Consider the following 26582-nt stretch of genomic DNA (forward strand, 5'->3'; position numbering starts at 1 on the left):
GGCTTGTGTTGTCGTGCTGGCGTGGCGCCTCACCCCCCGGCCCCCTCTCCGAAAAAGGAGAGGGGGAGCCTGACGAAGGTATTTTCACTGTTCAGGCTTGGGCAGGGCTAGTTGAGGGCGGCTTTGATTTCGCTCACCACGGATTCCAGTTGCTCGATGACTTGCTCATTGGGAAAGCGCAGAACCCGATAGCCAAGTTCTTCCAGCAAAGCCGTTCGGCCGGTATCGTAGTCCTGCTGGTCGGGTTCGTAGTGTCCTTTGCCGTCAACTTCCACAATCAGCTTGGCAGCGATGCTCACAAAATCAACGATGTAGCGGTCAATGCTATGCTGGCGACGGAACTTCGCTCCGGCTTGCCCACCACGTAAAGCCTGCCACAATAGCCGTTCGGCTTCCGTCGGTTCCTGTCGCATAGCGCGGCTCCTACCCTTCAGATTCAGCTTGCCATACTGCCGCTTGTCCGCCGTCAACGCCGAATCCTGCAAAGCCGCCTGCCCTCTGGAACCAGACGCTTGGCTCCCCCTCTCCTTTTTCGGAGAGGGGGCCGGGGGGTGAGGCGCCACGTTGCCCGGTGCAACAGGCGCCGGCTCGTAATTTAAATTCGGCATCAGCCAGCGCTCCAGCTCCGGCAGCGGCATGCCTTTGCGGTTGGCCAGGTCAGCCACTTGGTCTTGCCCCACCCGGCCGAGGCCGAAGTAGCGGGAGTCGGGGTGGGCGTAGTAGAGGCCGCTGACCGAAGAGGCGGGGTACATGGCCAGGTTTTCGGTGAGCTTGATGCCGGTGGTGTTCTCGGCGTCGAGCAGGTTGAAAAGGGTGATTTTCTCGGTGTGGTCGGGGCAGCCGGGGTAGCCGGGGGCGGGGCGCACGCCCTGGTATTTCTCCTGGATTAAGTCGTCGTTGGAGAGGCGCTCGGCCGGCGCGTAGCCCCAGAACTCCTCGCGCACCCGCTGGTGCAGCCGCTCGGCAAAGGCCTCGGCCAGGCGGTCGGCCAGGGCTTTGAGCAGGATGCTGCTGTAGTCGTCGTGCTCGGCGGCGTACTGTTCCAGCAGCTTCTCGATGCCGAAGCCGGCCGTTACCGCAAAGCCGCCGATGTAGTCGGCCCGGCCGGTTTGCTTGGGGGCCAGGAAGTCGGAAAAGGCCAGGTTGGGCACGCCGGCGGCCTTTTCGCTCTGCTGGCGCAGGGTGAAGAACTCGGCCTGCACCTGCTGGCGCGCGTCGTCCTGGTACACCTCAATCGTGTCGTAATCCACGGTGTTGGCGGGCCAGAAGCCGATGACGGCGCGGGCCGTGAGCAGCTTCTCGTCGATGATGCGGCGCAGCATCCGCTGGGCGTCCTGGAAAAGCTGGGTGGCGGCCTCGCCTACGGTGGGGTCGTCGAGCAGGCGCGGGTAGCGGCCCTTCAGCTCCCAGGTCTGGAAGAAGGGCGTCCAGTCGATGTATTCAGCCAGCTCGGCGAGGTCGTAGTCTTCCAGCACCTTGGTGCCCAAAAAGCTGGGCTTGGTGATGGGCGTGGTTTGCCAATCGGCTTTAAAGCCGTTTTCGCGGGCGGCTTCAATCGGGAGGTAGGTCTTTTCGCGCTGGCGGCCGGCGTAGTCGTGGCGGAGCTGGCGGTACTCGTCGTGGATGGCGCGGGCGTAGGTTTCGTGGGCCGAGCCGAGCAGGCTGGCGGCCACACCCACCGAGCGCGAGGCGTCGTTGACGTGCACGATGGGCCCGGAGTACTGGGGGGCGATTTTCACGGCCGCGTGCAGCCGCGAGGTGGTGGCGCCACCGATGAGCAGGGGCGTTTTCAGGCCGCGCTTTTCCATGGCCTGGGCCACGTACACCATCTCGTCGAGGCTGGGCGTAATCAGCCCGCTCAGACCAATCATATCGGCGCCCTGCCGCTGGGCTTCGTCTAAGATTCGTTCCAGCGGCACCATCACGCCCAAATCCACGATGTCGAAGTTGTTGCAGGCCAGCACCACACCCACGATGTTCTTGCCGATGTCGTGCACGTCGCCCTTCACGGTGGCGAGCAGGATTTTGCCGGCCGTCTGCCGGTCGCCCTGCTGCTTGTCGGCCAGCAGGTAGGGCTCCAGGTAGGCCACGGCCTTTTTCATCACCCGCGCCGATTTCACGACCTGGGGCAGGAACATCTTGCCGGCCCCAAACAGGTCGCCGACCACGCCCATGCCGGCCATCAGCGGCCCCTCAATCACCTCCAGCGGCCGGGCCAGTTCCTGCCGGGCGGCCTCCGTGTCCTCATCGATAAAGTCGGTAATACCCTTGATAAGGGCGTGGGCCAGCCGTTCCTGCACCGGCAAGTCGCGCCATTCGAGGCTGTTAGTTGTCAGTTGTTGGCTGTTAGCTTTCTGGCCCTTCACGGTTTCGGCGAATTCCAGCAGCCGCTCGGTGGCGTCGGGGCGACGGTTGAGCAGCACGTCTTCCACCAGATCCAGCAGTTCCTTGGGCACCTCGTCGTACACGGCCAGTTGGTTGGGGTTGACGATGCCCATATCCAGGCCGGCGCGGATGGCGTGGTAGAGGAAGGCGGCGTGCATGGCCTCGCGCACCACGTCGTTGCCCCTAAACGAGAAGCTGATGTTGCTGACGCCCCCGCTGGTGAGCGCACCCGGTAGGTGGGTTTTTATCCAGCGTACGGCCTCAATGAACTCCACGCCGTAGTTGCGGTGCTCCTCCAGGCCGGTGCCCACGATGAGGATGTTGGGGTCGAAAATGATGTCCTCAGCCGGAAAACCTATGCGCATGAGCAGGTCGTAGCTGCGCTGGCAGATGGCAATGCGCCGCTCCAGTGTGTCGGCCTGGCCATCCTCATCAAAGGCCATCACCACCATGGCGGCCCCGTACTGGCGCACGGTGCGGGCGCGTTGCAAGAATACCTCCTCGCCTTCTTTCAGGGATATTGAGTTGACGATGCTCTTACCCTGCACGCACTTGAGGCCGGCTTCCAGCACGCTCCACTTCGAAGAATCCAGCATCACCGGCACCCGCGAAATATCGGGCTCCGAGGCAATCAGGTTCAGAAACGAGGTCATGGCCAGCTCCGAATCGAGCATGCCCTCGTCCATGTTGATGTCGAGCACCTGAGCGCCACCTTCCACCTGCTCGCGGGCCACGGCCAGCGCCGCGTCGTAGTCGCCGGTGCGGATGAGGCGGGCGAAGGCGCGGCTGCCCGTCACGTTGCACCGCTCGCCCACGTTCACGAACAGGCTGTTTTTATCAATGTTGAACGGTTCGAGGCCGGCGAGGCGGGTGACCCCACCCCCCGGCCCCCTCCCCTCCGGGAGAGGGGGAGCCGAACGTGAACCCGTTGAACGCCCCCCCTCTCCCGGAGGGGAGGGGGCCGGGGGGTGGGGTGCACGGCGCGGCCCGTACCGCTCCGCCAGCTCGCTCAGCGCCGCGATGTGCTCGGGCGTGGTGCCGCAACAGCCGCCCACGATGGTTACCAGACCTTCCTTGAGGTAGTTTTCCACCACGTCGGCAAATTCGCGGGCCGACTCGTCGTAGCCGCCGAAAGCGTTGGGCAGGCCGGCGTTGGGGTAGGCCGAGATGTGGACGTCGGCCAGGCGGGCCAGCTCCTGCACGTAGGTCTGGAGCTGGTCGGCGCCGAGGGCGCAGTTGAGGCCCACGCTTAGCAGCGGCAGGTGGCGAATGGAGTTCCAGAAGGCCTCCACGGTCTGGCCGCTCAGGGTGCGGCCCGAGGCGTCGGTTATCGTGCCCGAAATCATAACGGGCACCACCCGGCCTCCCTCGTCAAAGAACTGCTGCACCGCGTACAGGGCGGCCTTGGCGTTGAGCGTATCGAAGATGGTTTCAATCAGCAACGCATCCACGCCCCCATCCACGAGGCCGCGCACCTGCTCGTGGTAGGCGGCGGCCAACTCGTCAAACGTCACGGCCCGGAAGCCGGGGCGGTTCACGTCGGGCGAGAGGGAGGCGGTGCGGTTGGTGGGCCCCACGGCCCCGGCCACGAAACGGGGCTTGTCGGGCGTGCGGGCCGAGTACTCGTCGGCGGCTTCGCGGGCCAGCCGCGCCGACTCGTAGTTGAGCTCGTACACTACGTGCTCCAGCCCGTAGTCGGCCTGGGCGATGGTGGTGCCCGAGAAGGTGTTGGTTTCCACCATGTCGGCCCCGGCGGCGAAGTACTCGGCGTGGATGCCTCGGATGATATCGGGGCGGGTGAGGCTGAGCAGGTCGTTGTTGCCGCGCAGGGGTTTGGGGTGGTCGGCGAAACGGGCTCCGCGGAAATCCTCCTCGGTCAGCGGGTGGCGCTGAATCATGGTGCCCATGGCCCCATCGAGCACGAGCACGCGCTGGCGCAGAATATCGTGGAGGGGCGAAGTAGCGGCGGAAACGGCGGCGGCGGGGACGGCAGCAATGGTCGGCATGGGCTCGGCTGGAAAAAGCGGCGGTACAAAGCCTATCCAGAAAGAGCCGGGCACGAGGCCGGTTCCGCACTTATCTTCTTCCAGACCGCCAGGCGGCTTGAAAAGGGAATTAGCACCTTGTTTGTGGCAGGTTGCTAAGACGTCATCGGGCCCAATCCCTCGGTCTTTCTGGATAAGTAACGGGGCGAAGATAGCGCCGAATGCCGGAAACGCCAAGGTAGGCGCGTGGCCTTTTGAGGCAAGTGGGTGTTCGCCGGGCCGGCGGGCTGCCGGGTCTGAGGATTTATGAACATTTTGCCGGGGCCTTTCGGTCTTTCTTTATCACTTGCTACCCGCCACCCATGCGCCTTGCTATCCGCCTTCTCCATTGGCTGCGGCCGGTCGCTTTGCTGCTGACCCTGCCAGCTGCGGCGCAGCAGCAGGCCGCCACACCCGGCACCGGGCTGCGGGGCCAGTATTTCGCCGGTCCGCGCTTCGAGCAGTTGGTTCTCACCCGCCAGGATGCGCAAATCGATTTCAACTGGACTAAAGATGAGCGAGGCAATTACTTTGTAGCTCCGGGGCCGGGCGTGCCGGGCGAGGGTTTCTCGGTGCGCTGGACGGGTTGGCTCTACGCGCCCATTACTGGTTTCTACCTGCTGCAAACTACCGCCGACGATGGCATGCGGGTATGGGTGGGCGGCCGGTCGGTCATCAATTCTTGGCGCGACCAAGCGGCCACCGCCGCTACCGGCCGGGTGCGGCTCGAAGCCGGCCGCTACTATCCGTTGCGCGTCGAATACTACCAGAAAGAGCGTGACTCGCGGGCCCGGCTGGCCTGGGTGCCGGCTGATGCTGCCACCGGCTCGCAGCCCATCCCGACCCGCTACCTGTACGCGGTGCTGCCGCCCACGGCCCGGCCCCTGCCACCCGCCCCGGTAGCAGCTAGGCCGGCCCGCGCCTCCCCTACCGGCGGCACCATTCGCGTAGTCAGGGGCGCGGCAACGGGGCCCGATATGGCGGTGCCACTGGCCCAAGGCACAGCCGTAAGCGGCCCAGTACCTGCCGGTTCGGGGCTGCGCGCCAGCTACTACGCCGGCCAGCCGGACGGCGCGGTGATACACCACCGCATCGAGCCGACAGTAAACGCCACTTGGCGCGGCGGTCCGCCCGCGCCGGGCGTACCGCCGCAGGGCTTTTCGGTGCGCTACACGGGCTATGTGCGGGCCCCGGAGACAGGCATTTATATTCTGCACGCCGAATGGGATGATGCCCACGATGTCAACCTAGCCAGCGCCGATATTCTGCGCATGACCAAGTACGAGCCTGAATACTTCGGCGTGGAAAAAGGCACCCCGATTCCGGTAGACGTAACGCAACGCTACGAGGCGGGCAAGTTTTACGCCGTGGATCTGGCGTATAAGGATGTGCGGGGCCGGGTGTCGCGGGCCGTTTTTTCGTGGCTTCGGCCCGATGAGCTAGGGCAGCCGGCCACCTATAACCGGGCCCGGGCGGCAGCCAAAAGCCGGAAGCCCGGGGTGGTGCCTCAGCAGTACCTATACCCCGAACTGCCCCCGCCGCCACCAATCGTAGCCGCCGCGCCGAAACCCACCCCACCGCCCCAGCCGGTTCCGAAACCCACGCCAAAGACAGCGGTGGTGGCCCGACGCTCGGGTCCGCGGCCCGCTACAACTCCCGTTTCCCGGCCCACGCCGCCAGATGCCGACCGCGGCGCCCGCCCGGTGCTGACCGAACTGGCCACGTTGCGCCGGGGTGCGGCCCTCACGCTGCCCAATCTGTACTTCAGCCAGAGCACCGCCGAGTTGCTGCCCGCCTCGCGGCCCGTGCTCGACGAGCTGGCCCAAACCCTGCGCCGGCAGCCCGCGCTGCGCCTGCAGGTGGTCGGCCACACCGATAACGTGGGCGACGCGGCCCGCAACCGGCTTTTGTCGCAGCAGCGGGCGCGGGTGGTGCGCCGCTACCTGGTGCAGCAGGGCATCGACTCGCTGCGCCTGACGGCCGTGGGCTACGGCGGGGCCTACCCGGTGGCCGATAATCGCAACCCCGAGCTGCGGCCCCGCAACCGCCGGGTGGAAGTGGTGGTGGTGCGGTAGCAACGGCAGCGGCAGTTGAGGGGTCAATTTGGGGTTTACCAAACGTGTCGGCCGGTTTCGCGTAAGATTCAGCACCACGCTGTTCCTTTCCACTCTACTTCTATGGCTACCAAAAAGACCTCCGCCCCCGCCCAGACATCTGCTTCCGCCGCCCAGCCCGCCAGCGACTCGGCCGCTACACCCGCCGCTAAAAAAGCCGCCCAGGCGGCCGATAAAGCGCCCAAGCCCGTGGACCACCCCACGGCCAAGGACATGAAAAAGCATGCCCAGAAGCTGCCCTATCCGGCCAAGCAGGCTGATATGGAGCTGCAGCCGGGCATGGCCTTCAGCACCTACCGGCCCGCCGGCAAGCTCCAGGATAAAGTGGCGCTGGTAACCGGCGCCGACTCGGGTATCGGGCGGGCCGTGGCCGTGGCCTTTGCCATGGAAGGCGCCCACGTGGCGGTGCTCTACAACGAAAACACCCAGGACGCCGAGGAAACCAAGCGTCTCGTGGAAGCCCAGAACCGCCAGTGCATCCTGCTGAAGCACGATGTGCGCCAGCCCGAGCAGTGCAAAGAGGCGGTGCGCCGCACCCGCGCCGAGCTGGGCGGCCTCAATATTCTGGTCAACAACGCCGCCTTCCAGATGGCGCAGCAGAAGTTCGAGGACATCCCGGAGGAGCAGATTCGCCGCTCCTTCGATACCAATATTCTGGGCTACATCTGGATGGCGCAGGCCGCCGTGCCGCACCTGCAAAAGCACGACTGCATCATCAACACCGGCAGCATTGTGGGCCTCACGGGTATTCCGATTCTGATTGACTACGCCAGCACCAAGGGCGCCATCCACGCCTTCACCAAGAGCCTGGCCCTGAGCCTGGGCGAGCGGGGCATTCGGGTGAATTGCGTGGTGCCGGGGCCGGTCTGGACGCCCAACATTCCGGGCACCATGCCCAAGGATGAAATCGAGAAGTTCGGCCACGAAGTCGCTCTGGCCCGTCCCGGCCAGCCCGAAGAACTGGCGCCCGCCTACGTGCTGCTGGCCTCGCAGGACGGCTCGTTCATGACCGGCTCGCTGGTGCAGGTAACCGGCGGCAAGCTCAGCACCGACGCGTAAGGTGAGGTGGTGAAATGGTGAGTTGGTGAGTTGATGTTTCGGGGGCCGGTCGGCGCAAACAGGGAGCCGGCACGAAAAGCCAGTAGACCAGGGCTGCCAAATGGCCGCCGCCGACCACTCGAAACACAACTGTACCTCTTGCCTGTTACGCTTCTGACTCCTGCTGGCTTCTCGGCCGCTTGCTTCATTCGCGCCACTCGCGCGACCAGGCCGCCAAAAGGTCCAACCCACCATCTCACCTCGAACCCCCTCACCTCATGCCCCATTACCCCGAAGGCACCGTCCGGGCCCTGCTGGAAACCGACCTCGTGACGCCCGCTACCCGGGCGGCGCTGGAGGAACGGCTGGAAGCGCCGCTTGCCTATGAGCCGCAGTTTTTCGATGCCGATACTTATCGGCTGCTGCAGGCCGTAGCCGCCCGTATTTTCCCGCAGCCCGAACGCCAAACGCCGATTTCGCTGGCTTCCGGGGTAGATGCGCGGCTGCTACGGGGCGACGCCGACGGCTGGCGCTACGACTCCATGCCACCCGACCGCGAGGCCTACCGACTCGGTTTGGGTGGCATCAACCAGGCGGCCCAGGCCCGGTTTCAGCAGGCGTTTACAGAACTGGATGAGGCCCGGCAGGACAGCATTATCGCGCTGCTGGCCGCCGCCGAAGCACCCGGCGAAAATTGGAGCCAGCTGCCCCAGGACCGCTTCTTTGAGGAAATGCTGGCCGAGCTGACCGAAATTTACTACGCCCACCCGCTGGCCCAGGAGGAAATCGGCTACGTAGGCATGGCCGATGTCCCCGGCTGGCAGCGCATCGGCCTGAATGAGCTGGAGCCCCGCGAACCGGAAGAACGGTGAAATGGTGAGGTGGTGAAATGGTGAGCTTGTTGTTCTGACTGCTCCTGTTACACCATCCGGGCTGGCTGCGCCACTCCAACATCAACTCACCATTTCACCACCTCACCATCTCACCGCTCATGCCCGACGAAGAAACGCTGGAAGAAGGCACCCTGACGCCTATTCAACCCGAAATACAGGACCCGCTGCTGCGCGAAATCCTCGAAGAAAACAGCCTGCAGGCCGACCCCAGCCGCGACCCGCTGGAACAGCCCGCCCCCCTGCCCGACCCCGATGAAATAGTAGACTGCCTCGTGATTGGCACCGGCGCGGGCGGTGCGCCCCTGCTGGCCCGGCTGGCGCAGGCCGGCCTGCGCGTGGTGGCCCTGGAGGCCGGCGCCCGCCACGACCCCAAAACCGAGTTTGCCACCGATGAGAAAGCCCAGAACTTCCTCTTCTGGAACGACGAGCGACTGTCGGCCGGCCAGAACCCGGTGGCGTTTGGCAAAAACAACTCGGGCATCGGCTACGGCGGCTCGACGCTGCACTACACCGCCTACACGCCCCGCGCCCACCGCGGCGACCTGACGCTGCACACCGAGTTCGGCCAGGGCGTCGACTGGCCTTTCGGCATTGAGGAGCTGGAGCCTTACTACGAGGAACTCGAGCACTTCCTGGGCATTTCGGGCCCTACGCCCTACCCCTGGGACCCCGGCCGCCGCAAGGGCTACCCGCTGGCCCCGCTGCCGCTTAATGGCGCCGCCCAACTCATGGAGCGGGCCTGCGCGCAGCTCGGCATCCGGACCTCGCCGGCGGCCAATGCGGCCCTCTCGGCGCGCTATTACCAGGAGGGCGTGGGCTGGCGCGAAGCCTGCACCAACCGCGGCTTCTGCCAGGCCGGCTGCAGCACCGGCGCCAAAGCCAGCATGGACGTTACGTTTCTGCCCCTGGCCGAGCAGTACGGCGCCGAAATCCGGACCGGGGCCTACGTAACCGAGATTGAGCGCGACGCCACGGGCCAGGTAACGGGCGTGGTGTACGAGCAGGGCGGGCGCACGGTGCGGCAGCGCTGTCGCAACCTGTTTCTGTGCGCCGGCGCCATCGAAACGCCCCGTCTGCTGCTGCTCAACGAGTTGGCGATGGGCAGCGGTCAGGTAGGTAAGCACTTCATGGCCCATGTGGGTATGCAGGTGTGGGGCACCTTCCCCGAGGACACCCGGCCCTACAAAGGCATTCCGGGCGGTTTGATTTCCGAGGACACCCACCGGCCCAAGGATGCCGATTTTGCCGGTGGCTACCTGCTGCAAAGCATTGGGGTAATGCCCGTTACCTTTGCCACCCAGATGGTGCGGCAGCGCAAGCTCTGGGGCCAGCAACTGCGCGACTACATGCGCAACTACAACCACATTGCCGGCATTAACGTGTTGGGCGACTGCCTGCCCCACACCGATAACTTTGTGGAGCTCAGCGACGAAAAGGACGCCCGCGGCGTGCCCAAGCCCCGCGTGCATTTCACGGCCCAGGAAAACGAGCAGCGCATGAACCGCCACGCCGAGCGCACGATGCGCCAGATCTGGGAAACCGCCGGCGCGCAGGACATCTGGGCTTTCGAGCGCTACGCCCACATCATCGGCACGGCCCGCATGGGCACCTCGGCCAATGAGGCGGTAGTGAATCCTGATGGCCGCGCCTTTGACGTGCCCAACCTCTACATCTGCGACAACTCGGTGTTCCCAAGCGCTCTGAGCGTCAATCCAGCCCTTACCATCATGGCCCTCAGCCTGCGCACCGCCGACAGATTCCTGGAAAATGCGAGGAAGTAAGCGCGTGCCAGCAGTTTGAACACTGCATCTACTGAGCCCCAATAGGTTGTAAGCTAGCTTAAGTGAACTACTGGGTAGCGGCCATCTACCATCAGGCCACGCCAGTCATTATGCAGAAACTCAACATCTAGAACCAGAAGGCCCCGAAGCTCAGCTTCGGGGCCTTCTGGTTTAGCGGAGGCCAGATATCAACTGGTTATAGTCAGTTCTCTACTTCAGCCAGAACAAATAGGCCGGAATCGGCACTGGACTTTTCCCACTATAGGAAAACAGCATTATTTCAGACGATACCAGCATTGAAAACCCGCTTGTATATCATCCACCCAGCTTTACAAAGTCATATTTATATTCCAAATGCTTCTATAAAACGAGTGTGCATTTTGTGTTTTTACAGGAATACTCCATTTTAATTATTTTTTTATACAAAAAACCCAGCCATATACTTGTCTTTCCGTATAGGGGACCAAATGCGTCAGGCTGATCCATGACGCATGTCCCTAATCTGGAAACTCTTTTGCCCCCTTTATCATGAAATCATCCCTATTCACTTTTGTCGGCCAAGCGCCGAGACACGCTTGGCAACGCTTATTGCCCCTGCTTGCCCTGTTTGTGGCTATGAGCACGAGCTTTACGGCCCGCGCTCAGCAGAACAGTAGCATTACTGGCTCGTCTATTTTTATAGATCGAGGTATAAATAGCCCTCAGGAAGGTAATGAAACCTATAATGGTCGTAATAATCCTAGCCCCGACTTTGATGGGGAGTATCTGGGTTCATTTAATGTCTCGGATTTCAATACAACCCTTTTACTGAATGGGGGCACTTTATCCACAACGCAAGCAGGGCCTGATGATATCCGGAGTGGCATCCTCTTTTATGAGGTGACTGATGAGAATGGTGACCCAACTAACGGACCCCAGATAATACGATTGGGCGCCCCGACCAACACTACTGGTGACAAGACGTTCTTAGCCGATATGGCGAACGAGAACCTGCTGGCTGGGAATGGTAGTGGGGGATTATTACCTCCTGGAGAATATTCTATAGCGGTATCTTTTAGAGCTAACGGTTTTAATACCACAACCAAAAAGACCTTCAGCAAACTTGACCCCGAGGGGGGGGGGAGCTACCAAGCTAGCTTCACTGTAATCGGCATTCGCCCCACCGAGCCACCAACATCTACTACCTGGACTGGTGGGGAGGATGACAACTGGTTTGACGCGCGCAACTGGACTAATGGTGTGCCCAATCCTGGCAAAGATGCTACGATTCCCGATTTCGGTTCAGGCTCGACGGTACAATACCCCAACATCTACAGTAATGCGGTTAAGCCGGCCAGCACGCGTGAAACCGTTATTCAGAATTCAGACGGTACGACCTCAGTCGTGGTAACCCCAGTGCCCGGTTACGACAACAGCAGTTCCGGTCCTGCCCAGACGCGCAACTTTACGATGCTGGGTAGCAGTCCTACCCAGCGCTCCATCAGCAGCCTGGTAGTAGGCCGTCTGGAGGTTTTTGGTGATTTCAACAACCAGCAGGACAGCTTCAAGCAGAGCGCCAATACCACTATTGCCTTCACCGGCGCCAACCAGACCATCAGTGGCTCAGTATCGGGCCTGGTGAATGTAGAAATTGACGGTAGCGGCATTAAGAGCCTGACCACCAACTTCACGGTTAAGGCGGGAGGTACGCTACGGTTCATCAAGGGTATTCTGGAAACCAATATTGCCTCCATCAACACGTCTTTTGTGCAGCTGGCGCCTTCCACCAACGTCAACAATACCGGTATTCCGGCAGGCCGTATTGAGGGTGAAAGCGAAACGTCCTTCCTGCGCGGCTACGTGAAAATCAGCGAAGTTGCCCGCGTTGGCCAGCCAGAGCCATTTGGTAACATCGGCCTTACCCTGACCTTTATTGGCAACGCGCCCGGCGTGGTAACGGTATTGCGCAACACGGCGACCAACTACGCCTCCGTTAATAATGGGGCTAACAGCCGACCTACTATCCGGCGCATTTTCGATGTGCTTCCCGGCAACGCCCAGAGTGAAACCGGCGGCCTGAACGCGACAATGCAATTTCGCTACCTCGACAACGAGCTAACCAACCTTATTCCGGGCAATCAGACCCTTGATGAAAACAAGCTAGCCCTGTTCGTTTCTACTTCCAACGGCGATATGTTTGGTCAGTTGGGTCGTGATGCCCTTAATAAAAGTGCCAACATCCTGACGAAAACCAATGTCACCACGTTCGGTATCTTCTCGCTCAGCGAGCTTACGGCACCGTTGCCCGTTACGCTCACGGCGTTTAATGCCAAGCGCATGGGCAACAACGCCGAAATTACCTGGGAAACGGTAGCCGAACTGAATAGCCGGGGCTACGAAGTGCAGGTTTCCAACGACGGCCGCAACTACCGGACGCTGGCCTCGGTGGCCAGCGCTAACCCCAACAGCAACCAACTGCAGCGCTACAGCTACACGGACACTGAAGCTGGTAAATCCGGCGTGCGCTACTACCGTTTGCGCCAGATCGACCTCGACGGCACCGACCACTACTTTGCCCCCAAAGCGGTGACGTTTGATGGTGGTGCGGCGCTGAGCAAGGCCGAAGTTCGGGCATTCCCGAACCCCTTTGGGCAGGTACTGACCCTGACGGCCAACACCAGCGCCGCCGGTCCGGCCCAGCTTACGGTAACCGACATGACGGGCCGCGTAGTAGGCCAGCACACGCTGCAGCTGGACGCCGGCGTAAACGACCTGAGCCTGCCGAATGCGGGCAGCCTGAAAAGTGGTATTTACCTGGTGCGGCTGCTGATGCCTTCGGGCGAAGCCAAAGTGCTGCGGGTAAGCAAGCAGTAACGGCCCAGCTAAGGCTGATTAACAGACATAAAGGGCGGCTCCGGAAGGGGCCGCCCTTTGCGTTTACCCACCCGGAAGTCAGCGTCGCCTCAGCCATTGACGCATGGCTTTCGTACAGCCGCTTACTATGCCCGACTCGCTCACATTTATCGGCCTGCACTACTGGGCCGGCGCCGGCCACGAGTTCGACCAGGTGGCCCGCCTGCTTTCCCCCGACTACCGCCTGCTGGCGCCCGATCTGGGAGGCTTTGGCGGCGCCCCGGCCCCGCCACACGGCTTTTCGGTAGCCGCCTACGCCGATGCGGTGGCCGGCTTCATCGAGGCCGAAAACCCTGGCCGCTACGTGCTGGTGGGCCACAGCATGGGCGGCAAGATTGCGCTGGAGCTGGCCGCCCGCCAACCCGCCGGGCTGGCAGGCGTGGTACTGCTGAGCCCCTCGCCCCCCGGCCCCGAACCCATGACCGACGAGGACCGGCAGGCCAGCCTGCAGGCCTGGGGAAAACCGGCGGAGGCCGAGAAAACCGTTCGCAAAATCACGGCCCGGCCCCTGCTGGCCGCTGCCACCCGGCAGATTGTAGCCGATAACCTGGCCAGTTCGCGGGCGGCCTGGGAAGCCTGGCTGCTACGCGGCAGCCGCGAGGATATCAGCGCCCGCATGGTACTCGTTGAGGTGCCCTGCGCACTGATTGCCGGCGACCAGGACGCCGTGCTTTCGCCTTCGGTACACGGCCTCGAAACGCTGCCGCTGCTGCCGCCCGATACGCCCTTGGAACTGATTGCCGGCGCCGGGCACCTGCTGCCCTACGAGGCGCCCGAGGAGGTAGCCGCGCTGTTGCGCCAATTTGCTCAGGAGCAAACCAAACGGTAAGCAGGAGGTTGTTTGAGCTGCCGGCCGGGCTTTAGGCGCCTTATGCCTGCCGTGCCCTGCCTCCACGCTACTCCCGCTTCTGCCTGTGCGCCACCCCGGTTTCCTAGCCCACCTGATTGTATCGGCCAAACGGCACTGGAATAATTACCTGACGGAAGCAGCAGGCATCTTTCTGTTCCTGTTTATGGCGGGCTTTATTACGACGGCCGTCAATCATCCCGACTGGTGGCTGGCCCGGCAGCTGGCGGGGCACGAGGTGCTGGGTCGCGCTGTTATCGGGCTGGTAGTGGGCCTGACGGTGGTGGTTATCGTGTACAGTCCGTGGGGCAAACGCTCGGGAGCCCACGTGAATCCGGCTGTCACGCTAGCCTTCTGGCAGTTGGGCAAGATCCGGCTCGCTGATGCCTGCTGGTACCTGCTGGCCCAGGTAGCCGGCGCGCTGCTGGCCGGGCAGGCACTGCTCGGGCTGCTGGGCCGCTACTTCGCGCATCCCAAAGTCGATTATGCACTGACGAAACCGGGCCCCGAAGGCATGGCAGTGGCCTTTGGGGCCGAGTTTCTGATTACGTTTATTATGGTGGCCGTGCTGTTTCTGGCCCTGCACACCCAGAGGCTCCAGAACCTGGCCGGCTGGCTGCTGGGGGCACTGCTGGCGCTGTACGTCGTCGTCGAAACGCCCTATTCTGGCATGAGCCTCAACCCGGCCCGCAGCCTGGGCTCGGCCGTGGCCGCCCACGATTACGGAGCATTGTGGGTGTATTGGGTGGCGCCCCCGCTGGCGGCCTGGCTGGCGGCGGTGCTATTCCAGCTGCTGTTCCGCGACTCGCCGCTCTCGGGCTCCAGTATTGCCGGCCCCGCCTCTAATTCCGGCGACCACACGGCCACCAATACCAGCGAGGAGCCCCCACAACACCCGGTAGAGTGAGGTGAGATGGTGATTCGGTGAAGTGGTGATTTGGTGAGATGGTGATTTGATGTTTTGGGGGCCTGTCATTCTGAGCAAAGCGAAGGACCTTATCCTGCTTGAACGACCGTCCCAACGACTCGTCTTGCCAGATAAGGTCCTTCGCTTTGCTCAGAATGACAGGCCCCCAAAACATCAACTCACCATTTCACCACCTCACCACTTCACCACTAGTCCAGGGCGCGGTTGCGGAAGAGCAGGAAGCCAATGTGGCCGAACACGGCAAACTGGTGCTGCGACTCGTCGTAGTGGATGAATTGCAACGACAGCGGGCCCACCGGCGACTGGTACACGAAACCGGTCATCAGCGTGAGATAGGGCCGGCTGATGCCGTTGACGCGCTCGGGCAGCAGCGGGTTATCCGCCTGCCGCTCCCAGGGCCGGATAAGCGTGTGGGCGTACACCTCGGAGCGCCACTCCAGCTTGGTCAGCACCTCCTTGATGTAGCGCAGGCCCACCGCCGCGAAGGCCGTGCCCCGGTAGTGGTCCAGAAACAGCGTGCGCGAGTCGGCTAGGGGCAGGAAGGCGGCCGAGGTAGTGAGCGAGGAGCGGTAGGTGGCAAACGGGCCCTGGGTGGTGGCCTGCACTTCGGTCAGGTAGCCCCAGGCGTGCACTTTGCGGCCCACCGAGTCCACCTTATTAAAGGTGAAATACTGCTCGTTGAACAAACTCAGCTTCAGCCACTGCTGGGTTTTGCGGCGCCCGTCCAGGGCCTGGCCGTACTCGGTTACGGCCGTGCTGCCGGGCGTGTAGCGCTCCTGGCCCCGCACCGCGCGTACGCCAAACTTCACGCGCCGGCCCGACACTGCGTACTGCCGCCGGTCGAGGGAGTTGCGCTCGAAATCCAGCGCCGCCGTGGCGCCCTGCAGGCGGTTCTGGTCGAGGGTGGCGTTGCTGCTGATTTCGTCGGTGTTGGCAAACTGGTCGCGGTTGGTAAACACGCCCCCGCTCAGCACGTAGCGGCTGCGGTAGTTGGGGCTGAAGCCCACCTGCAGCACCGTTTTCACGTCGCGCTGCTGAATCTGGGAGTTCTGGGCCCGCGACTTCAGCAGCGGGCTGGTGTCCTGGTAGTTGAAGTTGTTGAACGTGAATACCGGCTCGAAATACAGTGGCACGTTGCCCGGAATGCTCACCCGAAACGACGCCCGCGCCCCGTTATAAAAGCGCCCGATGGTGGCGTTGGCCTCCACGCTGTAGAGGTAGCGGTTGAGGTAGCGGTAGCCCACGCCCAGGTACAGGTTGCTCATCGAGCGGGTCGAGAGCACGCCACCCAGGTCGGCCGTGAGGTTGGAGTTCTGGCGCGCATCCACGCCCAGCACATAGCCCTGCTGCTTGGTATCGTAGCGGATACGCGGGTATACGTTGTTGAAAAAGTCGTTGCTCACCAGCCGGTAGTAGCCTTCCTCCACGTCGCCGGGCGTGTAGTAGTTCGAGCCGGAGCGCTGGAAAAAGCGGCGCACAAACTCCTGCTGCTCCTGGGGCAGGCCCTGCACGGTTATCTGCTTGAACTCGGTGCCGGGGGCCCGCTGCTGAAACGCCAGCCGCCGGGCCTGGAGCGCCAGCGTATCCTGGCGGCGCGGAATCTTGGTTTTCAGCTCGTCCATCTTGCGGTCGGCGGCCTGCACGCCCAGCTCAATCAGGCGCTTCACCTGGCCGAAATCGGCCGCCGTAATATCGGCCAGATCGGGCTGGATGAAGATGCCGTTGCGCCCCACCGACGACGTATCGGCCACGTTGGAGCCCAGAAACAGCAGCGTCGAGGTCAGCAGCTGGTCGTCGCGCTCCTTGGGGTACTTCTTGAAAGCCACGTCGCCCACGTTCACCCCAATCATAATATCAGGCTGAAACTCCTTGCGCATCACGTCGGTCGGGAAGTTATCCACCACGGCCCCGTCAAACAGGTAGCGGCCATCGGCCTGGCGGATGGGCCGGAAGGCCAGCGGGAAGGCCATGGAATTGCGCACGGCGTCGGAGAGCGAGCCGCTGCGCTGAATGACCTTTTCGCGGGTGAACACCTCGGTGGCCACGGCCCGGTAGGGCACCAGCAGGTTGTCGAAGTTGTAGTCGGCAATGGCGCCGGCCGGGGCCAGCATGGTGGCCAGCACGTAGTTAAGCGTCACGTCATTCACCAGCCGCGGCGTTACGTTGATGCGGAAGGCCGAGTCGATGGCCAGGCGCAGGTGCAGCGGGGCGGGCGTGGGGTCGGCATCGTAGTAGTTGAACACCTTGCCCTCCAGCGGCGCCCCCGACACCCAGGTCTGGAACTCGGGCCGCAGCACAATGCGCTCAATTTCGTCGGGCGAGTAGCCGGCGGCGTACATGGCCCCCACAATGGCGCCCATGCTGGTGCCCACGATGTAGTCAATCGGAATCTGGTTGCGCTCCAGCTGCCGCAGCACGCCCACGTGGGCCAGGCCCTTGGCGCCGCCGCCGCTCAGCACCAGGCCCACTTTCTGGGCCCGCACGGCACCCGGAAGCAATAGTGCCAGCAGGGCCAGCACGCAGTAAATTTTCCGCATATTTTTCGGTAGAAGTCCCCAGGAAGTCCGCTTCCTACGCAGCCCGCAGCAAGGAGTTATCCGGCCGGGCGCAGCATTGGCAGCCAACGGCTTCCGGTAGCTATTGGGGCTGCAAAGAACGGACATAGACGGTGAAATGGTGAGATAGTGAAATGGTGAGTTGACCGTCTGTCATCCTGAGCGCAGCGAAGGACCTATACGGAGGCTAATATCAAGTAATGCCTTCTATATAGGTCCTTCGCTGCGCTCAGGATGACAGACGGTCAACTCACCATTTCACTATCTCACCATCTCACCTTTAGTCCTCGTGGCCGGCGGCGGCGCGAACGGGCGCGGCTTCGAGCTGCTTGGCTTCGAGGGCTAGGCGCTGCTGCTCTTTTTCGGAGGGCGTGCGGGGCAGCTTGTCGAGGTCGGGCTGGCCGGCATCCACCCAGGCCGTGTACCAGAACGCGCCCGCCAGGCGCACGGCCAGCTTCATCTGGCGCTCTACCTGCCCGCTCAGGCGCTGGTGGTAGGCGCGGGCAAAATCGCGCGAGTACGTGCGCACCGTTACGTTGCCGCGCTGCTCGAAGCCGTACTTGCGGTCCTCCGAAAACTCAGCGCTCAGCTCCCGCTCAAACCGCAGCACCGAGTCGAGGGCGGCGTGCGAGCGGGCCACGGTGGCCCAGGCTACGTCAGTGGGCCGCTCCAGGTAGGGCGCGGGCCCGGTAAAGAAGTCGTAGCCGGTGCTCAGCAGCTCGGGCAGCCGGCTTTCCCAAAACCCATGAATGCCGCGTTGGCCCGTAAGCTGGCCATTGTAGTTGCGGGTGGTGTGCAGCGGCACGCAGGCATCGGCAATATAGTGGCCCAAGTCGGCCGACAGGTGCAGAATCCGGTCGGTGTCGCGGGCCTGGAACGCGGCCGTCAGCTGGCCCTTCATGCGCGTTATCTGCCAGGGCACAATGCCGTGGCGCTGGAGCGAATCCTCGCCGATCAGCGCTACCGCATCCGTGTACGAGCGGGGCAGCCGGTAGGCGGCCGAGTCGCCGTAGGCATCAAGGTCGAGGAAGTGGCGGGGCGCCTCGCCGGGCACCAGCGTGCGCCGCGAGTCGGGCCGGGTGGCGTTGGTGGTCAGGTAGTCGATGTTGGCCTTGTAGAAGCCCACCATTTCGGGCGGCAACGTGTACACGGCCAGCCGGTTGATGAGCCGGTGCGCGAAAAACCCCCAGGCCCGGGCCGGGGCCGGCACCAGCCAGAGCAGGAGCACAAAGGGAGCAAGGCGACGCATGAAGGAAGGTAAGCGTTTTTTGGGGCAAAAGAAACCCGCCTGTCATCCTGAGCGCAGCGAAGGACCTATACAGAAGCTATATCCATTGATTGGCTTCTGTATAGGTCCTTCGCTCTGCTCAGGATGACAGGCGGGTTTCTATTTGGCTTAAAACGCCTAGCTGATGCTCACGCGCACCTTTTTGGTGTACTCGCGCAGGGCCGTTTTGAAGTCGGATTTGTGGTCCTGCATGTGGTTGAGGATGAAGATAGCGGCAAACACGTGCGTCAGCTGCTCGCCTTCGTCCTCGCCTTCTACCTCGAAGGCGGGCGTCTGCTCCTCCAGTATCGCCTCTTCGGCGGCCATCAGGCTTTCCAGGGTCTGGGTTTCCACCAGGTGGCGGATAACGGGCATTTTCATGGCAACGGGCAGCTTAGTTGAGGCGGGAAATAAGCGAGGCGACGGCCTCTTCCTTGCTGGCGGCTACCGTGTCCACCAGCTCGCCGTTGCGGAACACGGCAAAGAACGGCAGGTTGGTTACGTTGGCCAGCTTGCGGGCCTCGGGGCTGTTCTCGGCATTCACGTCCAGAAATTTCACGTCCTCGTTGCCTTCGGCCTGGGCCAGGCGCTTGAACTTGGGCGAAAACAGGCGGCAGTTGCCGCACCAATCGGCGTAATACTTCACCACTACTTTCTCATTTTCCTGAAGCAGTTGCTGAAAATCGGCGTCGGTGGCTTTGATAACGGACATTACGAAGGGGTTTGGTGACAGTTAGCGGGTTTTCAGATAAGAATCATTCTTATCTGCCGGCAAAGGTAACGGTAAAAAGCCCCCGAAAGGTTCTCAAACTTGAATTTTGTGGTTGGCTGATTGCAGGCTGCGGCTTGGCTTCAGGTACTGCGGCCTCCCACCCAACCGGAACTCTGGCCCGCCGGCCGCGTTTAGCTTCTGCCTATCTGGCCTCATTACTTCTATGCCCCAGAACATCCTCTTTTTCGGCGACTCGCTTACGGCCGGTTACCAGCTGCCGGCCAGTGCTTCCTTTCCTTCGCGCATTCAGGAGAAAATCGACGCCCTTGGCCTGCCCTACAAGGCCCACAACTACGGCGTAAGCGGCGAAACCAGCGCCGGCGGCCGCCAGCGCCTGCCCACGGTACTGCCCCGCTTCCCCCAGCTCGACGTATTCGTGCTCGAACTCGGGGCCAACGACGGCCTGCGCGGCATTCCGGTGCGCGAAACCACCCAGAACCTGCAGTTCATCCTCGACGCGGTGCAGCACGCCCACCCCCAGGCCCGCCGCGTGCTGGTGGGCCTGGAGTTTCCGTTCGACCTGGGCCCGCTGGCCACGCTGGCCGGCGGCCGGCTCGGCCACTATGCCCAGGAGTTCAACGCCCTGTTCCGCCAGCTGGCCGACAAGAACGAGGTCGATTTTGTGCCCTTCCTGCTGCAGGGCGTCATCGGTCAGCGCCACCTCAACCTGCCCGACGGCGTGCACCCCAACGCCGAGGGCCAGAAACTGCTGGCCGATAACGTGTGGCAGGTGCTGGGGAAAGTGCTGGGGGCTTAGGCGTTAGGGCTTAGGGCTTCCGAGCCATATTCCTGCTATTTTTGCTTCCTGTCTATCCTCACAGTCTTTCCTGTATGAACCGTCCGTTTTATCGCCTTGGCGACTGGCGCCGCAACCTGTTCCTGCTCACGGCCGCGGCCAGCCTGGGCCTGGGCGTGCTGCCGGCCTGCTCCTCCAACGACAGCCGCCCCGAAGCCGCCGAAGCCTCCTGGGACAATGCCGCCACGGACTCCTACAGCCAGGGCGTCATCACCGAAATGACCGAGACGCAGCCGGGCGAGTGGAAAATTACGGCCGAGCGGCCGGCCGGCAAGGAAGAAGTAGCGGCCATTCTGCGGCACGCCGATGGCAAAGTTGACACCCTGCAGGGCCAGGCCCTGCAGCAGCAGATGCAGAACTACACCCGCCAGAACCCCGAAAACCGGGTGGCCGGCCGCGGCATGATGGACGTGCTTATGTGGAGTGGCATCGGCTACATGGCCGGCCGCTGGATGACGCCCAACGCCGGCGCCTACGCCTCGCCGGGTGTCATGCAGGGCAATAACGGCTGGCGCCAAACCATTACCCGGGAGCGCGAAAATGAGGGGCGGGGCTTTTATGGGCGGGGGTTTACGGGCGGCCGTAGCGGCGGCAACGCGGGCATCAGCGCCAGTTCCAGCGTGCAGCGCAACTCCCCGCGCGGCACGTTCCGCAGCTCGGCCCCCAGCAACAGCAGCCGCAGCACCTTCGGCAGTCGGGGCGGCTCGCGGGGCTTCGGCGGCTAACCGGCCAGCTTCTCTCCTGCTGACCGACTTTCACAGAACGGCTGTAGCGCGAAGCTTCCGCTTCGCGTGTCGTTGCTGACTGCCGCGCCATGTGCAACTGTTCAGCGATACGCGAAGCGGAAGCTTCGCGCTACAGCCGTTTCGCCAAAGCAATACACCCAAATTCAACCTTTCAGCCACTGCGTATGATTCGTTTGCTGCCGCTATCAGGCAATGTGGAGCCGGCCATCCGGGAGCTGGGCTGGGACTGGGCGGTGGAGGAAGCCTGCGCCGCCTACCTGGCGCCCGAGGCCCTGGCGGTATCGGAAGCCGAGGCCGAAACGCTGCTGCAGGCCGCCGATACGCTCTATGAGATGCTGGTGGAGTCCATCCCCGACCCGATTCCCGACGACTTTCTGCGCCAGCTGGGCATCCCGGCGAACCTGTGGGAAGCCGTGCGCCACAGCTGGAACGACGACCGGCACTGGCACCTCTACGGCCGCTTCGATTTGGCCGAAACGCCCGACGGCCCCAAGCTGGTCGAGTTCAACGCCGATACCGCCACCAGTATTCCCGAAACGGCCGTGGTGCAGTGGGCCTGCCTGATGGCCGCCGGCCGCCCCGCTCACGAGCGGCAGGCCAACGGCCTGTTCGAGGGCCTGGAAGCCCAGTTGCGCCACTGGCGCGAACTCAACCCCGACCTGGACCCGCACCTGCTGTTGGTACACCTGCCCGATAGCGCCGAGGACGAAACCAACTGCGCCGTGCTGGCCGAAGCGGCCCGTGCCGCCGGGTTCGGCACGGCCCACGTTTGCAGCGTGGACGCCATGCGCGTGTCGGTGCAGGGCGAAGAGCGCGGCGTTTGGGCCGAAGTGGAGCCGGATAAATGGCAGCGCTTCGATTTCCTGTTCAAGCTGGTGCCCTGGGAGCTGCTGGCCGACGAGGAGCCCGCCCTCACCGCCGACCTGACCCACCTGCTGCTCACCCGCGACGTCATCATCGCCAACCCCGCCTACACGCTGCTGTTCCAGAGCAAAGCCATCCTGGCCCACCTCTGGGACACGTTTCCGCACCACCCGCTGCTGGTAGAGGCCAGCCTGCGCAACCTGCCGGGCCACCACGTCCGCAAGCCCCTGTTCGGGCGCGAAGGCCAGAACCTGACCGAAATGGACGGCATCCGCACCCGCCAGCAGGAGCCCGGCGACTTCGGGCATCAGCCCCAGCTGCGCCAGCGCTGGCTAGCCTTTCCAACCGACACCCAGGGCCGCCGCTATCAGGCGGGCGTATTCTGGGCTGGCGAGGCCTGCGCCCTCAGCTACCGCCGCGACCCCGGCATCATCACCAACCTCTCCGAGTTCGTGCCGCACATCCTGACGGCGTAGGAGGCGACTCGCAGGTTTCTGTATGGGCTGTAGAGACGCGACCCATCGCGTCTCGGCGTTGAACGACCCACTGCAGCCTTAACAACATCAGCAACGAGGAGACGCGATGGGTCGCGTCTCTACAGCCCACTCTAAGCCACCAACCGGGTCCCGCAATGCTATGCGTGTAGCAGTGCGGGACCCTGTTTGGAAACCCTATCTAAGACCTAAAACCTAAGCTCCTAAGACCTCAAATTATACATCCGCTCATAATACTCCTTCGCCATGCGGCCCGACTCGAACTCGGGCTCTACGTCGCGCATGGCGGCTTTGCGCATGGCCAGGAACTTGGCGGGCTGGTCGTAGTAGAGCGGGATGATGGTGTTTTCGAGGGCGTCGAGGATGCCGGTGGCTTCGAAGTCGTCTTTCTCGTTTTCGGAGGCGTGCAGGTCGGCCAGGGGCAGCAGGAAGCTGTTTTCGCCATCGCGGGCGAATTCGGGAATCCAGCCGTCGGGGATGCTCAGGCTGATGCAGCCGTTCATGGCGGCCGTCATGCCGCTGGTGCCCGAGGCTTCGCGCGGGAAGCGCGGGGTATTCAGCCAGATATCGGAGCCCTTCTTCATGGCCGCCGACAGCCCCAGCTCGTAGCCCGTGAGCACGGCGCAGGTATCGAAGTTCCGGGTCTTTTCGATGAGGCTGTTGAAGACGGCAATGGCCCCGAAATCCTTGGGGTAAGGCTTGCCGGCCCAGATAACCTGGAGGGGCCGGCCGGTGTCGGTTACCAGCTTTTTAAACCGCTCGAAGTGGCGCAGAATTAAGTCGGCGCGCTTGTAGCCGGCGAAGCGGCGGGCCCACACCAGCGTGAGGGCATCGGGGTCGAGCAGCTTGCCGGTCTGGTCGGCCACGATATCGAACAGGCGCTTTTTCAGCTCCCGCTTGCGGGCCTGCAGGGCCGCGTCGTTGTTGGCTTCCAGGGCTTCGTGCAGCTTCTCGTCGCGCCAGTAGGTGCCATTCTGCGAGTTGGTAATGGCGATGATGGGGCTGATGCCGGCGTTGGTGCCCCACATGTCGTTGGCCACTTTGCCGTGCACTTTCGAAACGCCGTTGCTGATGCGGGCGAAGCGCAGGGCCGTGAGCGTGTAGTTCACCCGGTCGTTTTGCACGATGCCCAAATCGCGCACCTCACCCAGCGTCAGCTTGCCGAAAAACGACATCTTATAGAGCAGCTCCAGCGGGTGCTCCTCGTTGCCGGCCAGCTCGGGCGTGTGGGTCGTGAACACCAGGTGGTCGCGCACTTTCTGCTGGTCGCGGCCGAACTTCTCGTAGAGGTAGAACGCCAGCGGCAGGCCGTGGCCCTCGTTGAGGTGGTAGACTTCGGTTTTGCGGCCCAGCACGTCGAGCAGCTTGCCGCCGCCCACGCCCAGCAGGATGCTCTGGGCCACGCGGGCGGCCGTGTCGCCGTCGTAGAGGTGGTGGGAGATGGTGCGCGAGATGAAGTCGTTTTCCGGAATATCGGTGGTCAGGAAAAACATCGGGGCCGTGCCGAACGTCTCGGGGGCCAGGTACAGGGCGCGCACCTGCACCTGGGCATCGTGGATGGTGATGGGGAAGGTCAGGCCGGTGTCCTGCAGGAAGCTGTAGTGTTTGCGGTGGAACTCGGCCCGCATCGTTTGGTCCTCGTTGCGAGTCTGGTCGTAGTAGCCGTAGCTCCACAGAATGCTGATGCCGATGACGTTCTGCTTGAGCTCGTAGACCGAGCGCATATGCGAGCCGGCCAGAAAGCCCAGGCCGCCCGAGTAGGTTTTCAGGGCCTGATCGAGGGCGAATTCCATGGAGAAATACGCGGCCGGCGTGGCAAACTCGGGCGCGGGAGTGTAGTACGAAAGGTCGAAAGCCATAGGGGCAGCAGTTGCGGGGTGATGGAAAAAACCACGGGTCGGGCGGCGGCAGCGCCGGCCCAACGAACACCCAAAAAAACGAGAAAAGAACTGCCCGGCGCGCCGTCCTCCCGCCCAATCCGCCGAAATGCCAACAGGCCACCACTAAAAGCCAAGCAGGCACCAGCGCCCCGCGGCCAGGCCATGCCCAACGGCATCAGCAAGTTGGCTCCAGGATAGCGGCGAGAAACCAGGTTGCCGCGGCAGCTGGTCTCATGCCTCATTAACTGGCTGATCGGCACGCAGTAGCCAGTTGGGGCAAGGCAGCATGTACATTCGTCAACACATCATCATTTTGGGGCCCCGAAACAGTAGCGCGGCGGGTGAGTGAGGGCGTACTTTGTCTATTACGTTCCGCCTTCCCACCTTGCGTATGTTCGCTTCCCGATTCCTGGCCCTGCTGGCCGGCGCGCTGCTGGCCACGGCCGCCCCCACCCTGGCTGCCCCGGCCTCCGCTATTTCCGCCGCCCCCGCCGCAACGGCCGCCGCCAAAGCCGCGCCCATCCAGCGCATCGACCCCACGTTTTGGTGGGTGGGCATGAAAAACCCCAGGCTGCAGCTGCTGGTGCACGGCCCCGGCATCCGCGCGGCCACGGCCTCCCTCCGCCCCTACCCCGGCGTGCGCCTCGACAGCGTGCAGCAGCTCGTCAGCCCCAACTACCTGGTGTTGCACCTCACCATCGCCCCCGAAGCCCGCGCCGGCCGGCTCCAGTTCGATTTCAAAGGCCCCAAAAAGTTCAGCTACGCCTACGAGCTGAAACAGCGCACCACGCCCACCGACCCCAGCCAGGTGCAGGGCCTCACGCAGCAGGATTTCATCTACTTCCTGCTGCCCGACCGCTTTGCCAACGGCGACCCGAAAAACGACTACATCAAAGGCATGCGCGCCCCCAAAGTGGCCCGCGACTCGATGTACAGCCGCCACGGCGGCGACCTGGCCGGCGTTGAGCAGCACTTCGATTACTTTAAAACCCTGGGCGTGACGGCGCTGTGGCTGACGCCGGTAGTCGAAAACGACATGCCCAAAGCCAGCTACCACGGCTACGCCCTCACCGATTATTACAACCTCGACCGCCGCTACGGCACTACCGAGCAGTACCGGCAGTTTGTGCAGCGGGCCCACCAAAACGGCCTGAAAGTGGTGCACGACGTGGTGCTCAACCACATGGGCTCGAAGAACTACCTGTTCCTCGACCAGCCCGCCCCCGACTGGTTCAACCAGTGGCCGGGCTTCACGCGCAGCAACTACAACGCCTCCGCCCTCAACGACCCCTACGGCTCGCAGCTCGACCGCAAGCTCTACAATCAAGGCTGGTTCGACACCACCATGCCCGACGTGAACCAAGCCAACCCGCTGGTTTCTACCTACCTGATTCAGAACTTTTTGTGGTGGGTGGAATACACTGGCCTCGACGCCTACCGCATCGACACCTATCCGTATTCTGACCCCAAGTTTCTGATGGACTGGGGCCAGGCCATGCAGGAGGAGTTTCCGCGGCTGGCCTTGTTCGGCGAGGCCTGGGTGGGCAGCACGGCCCAGCAGGCCTTTTTCGCCCGCAACATCTTCCAGCCCGTCGATGGGTTCAAGGCCAACCTTCCGTCGGTGCTCGATTTCCAGTCGAGCTTCGCGCTGCACGATGCCCTGAAGTCGGGCAACATGCTCAAGCTCTACGAAGCCTTGCAGGGCGACTGGCTGTACGAGGACGCCTCACGCAACGTCACGTTCCTCGACAACCACGACGTAAGCCGCTTCTACTCGGTAATTGGCGAGGACTTCGCCCGCTACAAAATGGGCCTGGCCTGGCTCTTGACCACCCGCGGCATCCCGCAGCTCTACTACGGCACCGAGGTGCTGATGAAGAACTTCAGCAACCCCGACGGCCTGGTGCGCGCCGACTTCCCCGGCGGCTTCGCGGGCGACGCGCTCAACTACTTTAAAGCCCGTCCCGGCCAGCCGGGCGAGGCGTTTGAGTACGTGCGCAAGCTGGCCAACTACCGCAAGTCGCACGCGTTTCTGCACAGCGGTAAGCTGATGCAGTTTATCCCGCAGGACGGCGTGTACGTGTACTTCCGCTACGCCCCCGAGGGCACGGTGATGGTGGTGCTCAATGGAACTGACAAGCCCCGCACCCTCGACGGCGCCCGGTTCGTGGAGCGCACGGGCGGGTTTACCTCGGGCGTGGAAGTAACGACGGGGGCAGTGGTGCCGGATTTGAAGTCGTTTACCGTGCCGGGGCTGTCGGCGTGGGTGGTGGAATTGCGGTAGATTCGTTTTCGGTTGTTCTGGT

At 63.0% G+C, this 26582-nt stretch carries 17 protein-coding genes and 1 riboswitch; of the genes, 11 read left to right on the forward strand and 6 right to left on the reverse strand.

Annotation, left to right across the window (positions count from 1 at the left end; all coding sequences use genetic code 11):
* Positions 1-107 precede the first annotated feature (107 nt).
* Positions 108-4391: a methionine synthase gene (gene metH / locus H145_RS0111065; protein ID WP_019948213.1), complete on the reverse strand. Its 4284-nt coding sequence runs from the start codon at positions 4389-4391 to the stop codon at positions 108-110.
* 67 nt (positions 4392-4458) lie between these two features.
* Positions 4459-4570: riboswitch (SAM riboswitch) on the reverse strand.
* A gap of 162 nt (positions 4571-4732) precedes the next feature.
* Between metH and H145_RS22795 the strand changes: the two genes are divergently transcribed.
* From H145_RS22795 to H145_RS20965, 7 genes are all read left to right on the forward strand, one after another.
* Complete coding sequence (locus H145_RS22795; protein WP_083937765.1) at positions 4733-6484, forward strand: PA14 domain-containing protein; 1752 nt, start codon at positions 4733-4735, stop codon at positions 6482-6484.
* Positions 6485-6586: 102 nt separating this feature from the next.
* A complete protein-coding gene (locus H145_RS0111075) occupies positions 6587-7582 on the forward strand; it encodes an SDR family oxidoreductase (protein WP_019948215.1) in 996 nt (331 codons plus the stop codon).
* Between the two features lie 257 nt (positions 7583-7839).
* Positions 7840-8433: a gluconate 2-dehydrogenase subunit 3 family protein gene (locus tag H145_RS0111080; RefSeq protein ID WP_019948216.1), complete on the forward strand. Its 594-nt coding sequence runs from the start codon at positions 7840-7842 to the stop codon at positions 8431-8433.
* A gap of 119 nt (positions 8434-8552) precedes the next feature.
* Complete coding sequence (locus tag H145_RS0111085; protein WP_019948217.1) at positions 8553-10235, forward strand: GMC family oxidoreductase; 1683 nt, start codon at positions 8553-8555, stop codon at positions 10233-10235.
* Positions 10236-11630: 1395 nt separating this feature from the next.
* Positions 11631-13088, forward strand: coding sequence for a T9SS type A sorting domain-containing protein (locus H145_RS24500; protein ID WP_169513184.1), 1458 nt, complete (start codon positions 11631-11633; stop codon positions 13086-13088).
* A gap of 103 nt (positions 13089-13191) precedes the next feature.
* Positions 13192-13956: an alpha/beta fold hydrolase gene (locus H145_RS0111095; RefSeq protein WP_019948219.1), complete on the forward strand. Its 765-nt coding sequence runs from the start codon at positions 13192-13194 to the stop codon at positions 13954-13956.
* 85 nt (positions 13957-14041) lie between these two features.
* On the forward strand, positions 14042-14881 hold the full coding sequence (locus H145_RS20965) for an aquaporin (protein WP_019948220.1): 840 nt from the start codon (positions 14042-14044) through the stop codon (positions 14879-14881).
* Positions 14882-15090: 209 nt separating this feature from the next.
* Here the strand turns inward: H145_RS20965 and H145_RS0111105 are convergent, their stop codons facing one another.
* The 4 genes from H145_RS0111105 to H145_RS0111120 all read right to left on the reverse strand — a co-directional run bounded on the left by H145_RS0111105 (position 15091) and on the right by H145_RS0111120 (position 19436).
* Entirely contained in the window at positions 15091-17439 is a 2349-nt protein-coding gene (locus tag H145_RS0111105; RefSeq protein ID WP_019948221.1) for a patatin-like phospholipase family protein, read from the reverse strand.
* A 298-nt stretch (positions 17440-17737) separates the two neighbouring features.
* Positions 17738-18706, reverse strand: coding sequence for a zinc dependent phospholipase C family protein (locus H145_RS0111110; protein ID WP_019948222.1), 969 nt, complete (start codon positions 18704-18706; stop codon positions 17738-17740).
* Between the two features lie 156 nt (positions 18707-18862).
* Positions 18863-19105 (reverse strand): DUF6952 family protein, encoded by a 243-nt coding sequence (locus tag H145_RS0111115; protein WP_019948223.1) that lies wholly within the window; start codon positions 19103-19105, stop codon positions 18863-18865.
* A gap of 13 nt (positions 19106-19118) precedes the next feature.
* Positions 19119-19436 carry a thioredoxin family protein gene (locus H145_RS0111120; protein WP_019948224.1) on the reverse strand — a complete coding sequence of 106 codons (318 nt, stop codon included), beginning with the start codon at positions 19434-19436 and terminating at the stop codon, positions 19119-19121.
* A 223-nt stretch (positions 19437-19659) separates the two neighbouring features.
* Here H145_RS0111120 and H145_RS0111125 point away from each other — a divergent pair, with 223 nt between their 5' ends.
* From H145_RS0111125 to H145_RS0111135, 3 genes are all read left to right on the forward strand, one after another.
* Complete coding sequence (locus H145_RS0111125) at positions 19660-20253, forward strand: arylesterase (protein WP_019948225.1); 594 nt, start codon at positions 19660-19662, stop codon at positions 20251-20253.
* A 74-nt stretch (positions 20254-20327) separates the two neighbouring features.
* The gene (locus H145_RS20970) at positions 20328-21017 is read left to right on the forward strand and encodes a hypothetical protein (protein WP_019948226.1); all 690 of its coding nucleotides are present in this window, start codon (positions 20328-20330) and stop codon (positions 21015-21017) included.
* Positions 21018-21202: 185 nt separating this feature from the next.
* Positions 21203-22378, forward strand: coding sequence for a glutathionylspermidine synthase family protein (locus tag H145_RS0111135; RefSeq protein ID WP_019948227.1), 1176 nt, complete (start codon positions 21203-21205; stop codon positions 22376-22378).
* Positions 22379-22599: 221 nt separating this feature from the next.
* Here the strand turns inward: H145_RS0111135 and glgP are convergent, their stop codons facing one another.
* On the reverse strand, positions 22600-24255 hold the full coding sequence (gene glgP / locus H145_RS0111140; protein WP_019948228.1) for an alpha-glucan family phosphorylase: 1656 nt from the start codon (positions 24253-24255) through the stop codon (positions 22600-22602).
* A 412-nt stretch (positions 24256-24667) separates the two neighbouring features.
* On the opposite strand from glgP, the gene H145_RS0111145 reads away from it, so the two are divergent.
* Positions 24668-26560, forward strand: coding sequence for an alpha-amylase family glycosyl hydrolase (locus H145_RS0111145; RefSeq protein ID WP_019948229.1), 1893 nt, complete (start codon positions 24668-24670; stop codon positions 26558-26560).
* Positions 26561-26582: the final 22 nt, after the last annotated feature.

It is taken from the genome of Hymenobacter aerophilus DSM 13606, assembly GCF_000382225.1.
Taxonomy (GTDB): domain Bacteria; phylum Bacteroidota; class Bacteroidia; order Cytophagales; family Hymenobacteraceae; genus Hymenobacter; species Hymenobacter aerophilus.